This is a genomic window from Pseudomonas sp. Irchel 3H3 (assembly GCF_900187635.1).
GTDB lineage: Bacteria > Pseudomonadota > Gammaproteobacteria > Pseudomonadales > Pseudomonadaceae > Aquipseudomonas.
Map to the genome: position 1 here is coordinate 1 of NZ_FYEC01000056.1, position 4796 is coordinate 4796.

The 4796-nt window shown below is 59.2% G+C and carries 3 protein-coding genes and 2 pseudogenes; all 5 read left to right on the plus strand.

What is annotated here, in order from left to right:
* Window positions 1-395 (plus strand): annotated as a pseudogene (locus CKW24_RS27580) (hypothetical protein); the annotation flags it as partial.
* Window positions 379-1299 (plus strand): hypothetical protein, encoded by a 921-nt coding sequence (locus CKW24_RS27585; protein WP_256585553.1) that lies wholly within the window; start codon window positions 379-381, stop codon window positions 1297-1299. The pseudogene CKW24_RS27580 and the gene CKW24_RS27585, both read left to right, overlap by 17 nt.
* A gap of 19 nt (window positions 1300-1318) precedes the next feature.
* Window positions 1319-1504 carry a hypothetical protein gene (locus tag CKW24_RS28570; RefSeq protein WP_256585554.1) on the plus strand — a complete coding sequence of 62 codons (186 nt, stop codon included), beginning with the start codon at window positions 1319-1321 and terminating at the stop codon, window positions 1502-1504.
* The gene (locus CKW24_RS27590; RefSeq protein WP_256585555.1) at window positions 1501-4209 is read left to right on the plus strand and encodes a hypothetical protein; all 2709 of its coding nucleotides are present in this window, start codon (window positions 1501-1503) and stop codon (window positions 4207-4209) included. The genes CKW24_RS28570 and CKW24_RS27590 overlap by 4 nt, the downstream gene beginning before the upstream one ends.
* A pseudogene (locus tag CKW24_RS27595) lies at window positions 4193-4796 on the plus strand (hypothetical protein); the annotation flags it as partial. The gene CKW24_RS27590 and the pseudogene CKW24_RS27595, both read left to right, overlap by 17 nt.

Consider the following 4796-nt stretch of genomic DNA (forward strand, 5'->3'; position numbering starts at 1 on the left):
CGACTCATCGCCTGGGGATCGGCGCCCACCGCATTGCCATTCCTCTCCACAGTCGCGGCGCACCCCGAGAGCGCAAGGACGTCATCAGTGAGGAAGTCGCAAACAGCCTGCGCATCGTGCAAACAGGGCCCGACCGGCTGGTGTTATGCCTGCAATACCCGCTGGACCTTGATGCTGAATTTACCCCGGCGTCCGAAACGTTGGAGTTGGCGGTCTGTATACAGACCTTGAACGCTAGCGGCGCGTGGGTTTCTCGCATTCGGATCATTCGCCTGAACCCTCGGACCGAAGGCCATTTCCCTGCACTACCACCTAATTCCGTTACCGAGCATCCGCCCATGTTGCTGGTTGAGACCCATTTGCTGGAGTTGGCCGACCATGTCCACCAAGATTGAAAGCTCCCTGCCTGGACCGCACCGTGAGCAGTCCCGTAAAGCAGGCGATGTTGAGCCGTTTCCCAGTGGGAGAATCACTTATCTCGCGCCTCTGCCACTGCCGACAGCGATGCCGCCGCACGGTCCCCATATCGGCGATCTGAATGAGGTGTTCATGGATTTTGGCTTGGGTTCACCGCAGGTGTTTTCATGGCAGGTCGTATTAGGATTACCGTTCAGCGGTGCCTTCATGATCGCCTTCCTAATCCCACCAGCAATTGGCTGTGTGGGCCTTATGTTCGGATATGACTTCGCATACACATGGGAATTTGTCATTGATTTATTCTTCGCCATCTATGGATATGCCTTAGTTACCGGCTTCTCCGCCTTGGCCATCCTCCTCTGCACTTGGCGCCACACCCACAACAAACGCGCCGCCATCATCCCCACCCGCTTCAACCGCCAACGCCGCGAAGTCTGCTTCATGCCAGAAGACGCCACCGAGCCCGTCTTCGTCCCTTGGGAATCCCTCTCCGCCTGGGTCATCGAAGCCCAAGGCGCCACTCAATACGGCATCCACCGCCAATACGGCATGGGCATCGGTTTCCAGCACGGCGAGACCCTGACCAGCGTCGAATTCCCCTGCTTCGGTCTTTCCCTGGCCATCAGCCACTGGGAAGCCATCCGTGGCTACATGGAATACGAAATCCACGACCTCAAATCCATCCAGGACCCACAAGACCTGCAAGGCCCGAACGACCCGCCCCACGAAGGCCTGCACACTTTTCACAACGCGCGCGCGCGCATGCATCAGCAAATCCGTGACGGGCAACCGGCTCTCGGGATTTTTTTGGTACCTGTACCACGTCATGACCCTATGGACGATTCCCAACCACCTGACCGAATGGGAAGTCCGCCGCCTTAAGAAAATGGCCCCGCAGGCCATGCCCGAAGTGATGCGCCAATGGTCGGAACCGCTGCCGAAAGAGCAATGGGCCAGGCCGAGTGAAGAATTGCTGCGCATGAGCGCACAGGTCCGCGCCCTGCATAAACGCCAACCTCGCCGCCCGATCACCGAGATTTTTGCCGAGGTACAACGCGCGAATCCGACCGACAAACGTCGCGCATGAGTTGTTTTTCCAATGTTCGCGCCCACATCGCTTCCCTGAGCCAACTTGTCGATCTGGAACAGTTGCCCGAGCCGGATCGGGAGCACACCCGCAAAGCCTTGCTGGATTACCTGAACAAGGGCGGCAAGGTCGAGCCTGTCGACGTACCAGCCCCCCCGGAGCTGGTGCAGCTGCGCAAGGAAGCCCAGGCCGAAGTTCAGGAGATGCTCAAGTATCAGGGGGGCAATCCAGACATCACTGCACACCGGCGCGCCATTGACGACACGGACCGCAGTTACTACACCCGCCAGCACTTTGCGATGGCCCCCACCGACTTCGTTGGGCAGCACCTCAAAACCCTGATCAAGCTCGGCAAGGAGCAAAACAAACGCATCATCGATGTGCTCGAAGGCTCCAGCTTCAGTGGCAAACGCGGGGTCAACGATTTCATCGACCGCCCCGCCATGGACGCTGCGCTGTTTCAGCACCGCGACGACCTTGGGCGCTGGAATCGCTTGCTCGAACGCATTACCGCTGACCGCACGATGCTGGTGGGTGCCGGTCGCTTCCATCGCTCGGCCTGGTATTACGACGCGCAGGATCAACAGCAACTCCACCAGGCGTTCACCGCCGAATACGCCTGCCTCAAGGACATCTGCCGCAGCGATCACGCCAGCGAAATTCTCCTTGGTTATCTGGAGAAACACCCGGAACTGACCCGGCCGCTGTTCTACACCTTGCCGCTGCGTCTTCAGCCAGAACGGGCCGCGCAATACGCCATGTTGTTCAACGCCGGCATGGGCGTGTTCAACAACCTGCCGCACTGGTTGGGCGAGTTAAAGAAAATCGAACAGCCGCACCTGCCGGCCCTCGATGATTTACCCGAACACACCCGCGCCGTCGCGGACGCGGCGCAGCACAGTCTTAGCCCGGCGCTGAACCTGGGCCTGAGCCGGGCACTGGAAGGGTTCGATCTGGCGGGAGGGAAAATCCCCGACCTCGACGAACTGTTCCGACGCCTGCCCAAGGCCTTGTCGGGGCGGATCCTCGATGCGGCCAAAACCACCGGTGTGACCTTTACTGTCGCCAGCCCGGCGGAACACGCGGCGCTGCAAACCAACCTCAAGGAACTGCTCAGTGAACGCGATTACCTCAGGACGCTGACCCGCGAACGTAACCAGTTCACCCACAACAAAAACCGGGCGGGGCACAAGACGCCCCGGGCGGTGGAATTACAGGGCGAGATCGTGCGGGTGCGCGGGCAGTTGACGCAACTTGAAGGCCGACTGGCGGGCGCGCTGAGTCCGATTGCGGAACTGCCGGATCAGTCGGTTCGGCTGTATGGCGCGACGCCGGCTCGGGCAGGAGTGACAGTGGTGTTTCCACCGGCGCAGCAGCTGGAGGTGCGCAGTTTGTTGAAGGACATTCGGTTGGGGGTTCAAGGCGTGCCGAATGCGAAGTTGATTCGGAGCGAAGGGATGGGGTTGTTGGTGTTTTTGGTGCAGGGGGTGAATTTTGTTTCGGTTATAAGGGAACTGACCAACCAATCCAGGAACAAGCGAACATGGGCTCCCTTGGCCAATGCGCTGGCGGCTACCGGAGCTGCGGGATTTACTGCGGCGCAGAGTCTGGCTGATACCGCGTTGAAGGCACGCAGCGCTGCACTCGTCGCGGGTCTTCAACACCAAGCCTTGCAGAATGTGCACGTGCAGATGGGCAAGATGCATGTTGGGTTGGGTGGCTTTACTTACCTTTTTGGTTTTTTGTCTTCGTTGTCCAGCCTCATCAACCACCACCAGAACTGGCAACAGGCGACGCGGAGCGGGAATGCTGCAGTGCAGAATAGTGCAGCGCTCGCGACAGCGGGGGCGACCGGCATGACGACCGTCAATGCCTATGGCTTTGGCCACACCTTACACGCGAGTTCTACCGTACTGATGGCAAAAAATACTGCCGCAAGGACCGCTGCGTGGGCCGCCGCTGGCACACGCCTCTCCACCGTGTTCTTCCGCTTCAACCTAGCCGGCGCCCTGTTCACCGTGCTGGAACTGGGTGGCACCTGGCTATACAACCGCTATAACCTCAGCGCACATGACAAATGGCTGAAAACCACGCCGTGGAGCTTGGACACCGAGACACGCGGCAACCATACCTTGGAGGAATATCAGCGCTATCTGGCCTATTTGCTTCACGCCCCGTATGCGCAACTGGGTCCGAACAAGCATGACTCATGGCTGAAAGACCTGCTGTTAAACGCCAAGCCCAAAGACATCCATCTGGTGCTGCCAGGGCTCAAGCTCAATGATTTTCAGCCGCCCCTGAGCGGTCAACCGACTCATCGCCTGGGAATCGGCGCCCACCGTTTTTCCGTGCCCCTCCACAGTCGTGGTGTACCGCGCGAGCGCAAGGACGTCATCAGTGAGGAAGTGGCGAACAGCCTGCGCATCGTGCAAACAGGACCAGATCGGTTGGTGCTGTGCCTGCAATATCCCGTGGATTCTGACAGCGAATTTACCCCGGCGTCCGAAACGTTGGAGCTGGCCGTCTGCATCCAGACCTTGAACGCCAAGGGCGCGTGGGTTTCTCGCATTCGGGTCATTCGCCTGAACCCTCGGAGTGACGGCCGCTTTCCGGCGTTGGCCTCTCAAACTGTTACCGAGCATCCGCCCATGTTGCTGGTTGAAACACATTTGCTGGAGTTGGCCGACCATGCCCACCAACCTTGATAACTCGATGCCCGCGCCGCAGCTTGAGCAATCCCGAAAAGCCGGCGATATCGAGCCGTTTCCCAGTGGGGAAATCACTTATCTCGCGCCGTTGCCCCTGCCGACAGCGATGCCGCCGCACGGTCCACATATCGGGGAGCTAAATGAGGTGTACATGGACTTCGGGTTGGGATCACCGCAAGTCTTTATGTGGCAAATGACTCTAGGCTTACCATTCAGTGGTGCCTTCTCGATTGCATTTTTATTTCCGCTAATCGGCGGCTTCATGTTTTTCGTGTTCGGCATGGGGTGGGACGATATTTCTCACGCCATAGAGGGGATCTTCCATGAAACTTATGGACTTGCCTTGGTGACCGGCTTTGTAACCTTACTCATCGGCCTCGGCGTCTGGCGCCACAACCACAACAAGCGCGCCGCCATCATCCCCACCCGCTTCAACCGCCAACGCCGCGAAGTCTGCTTCATGCCCGAAGACGCCACCGAACCCGTCTTCGTCCCCTGGGAATCCCTCTCCGCCTGGGTCATCGAAGCCCAAGGCGCCACTCAATACGGCATCCACCGCCAATACGGCATGGGCATCGGGTTCC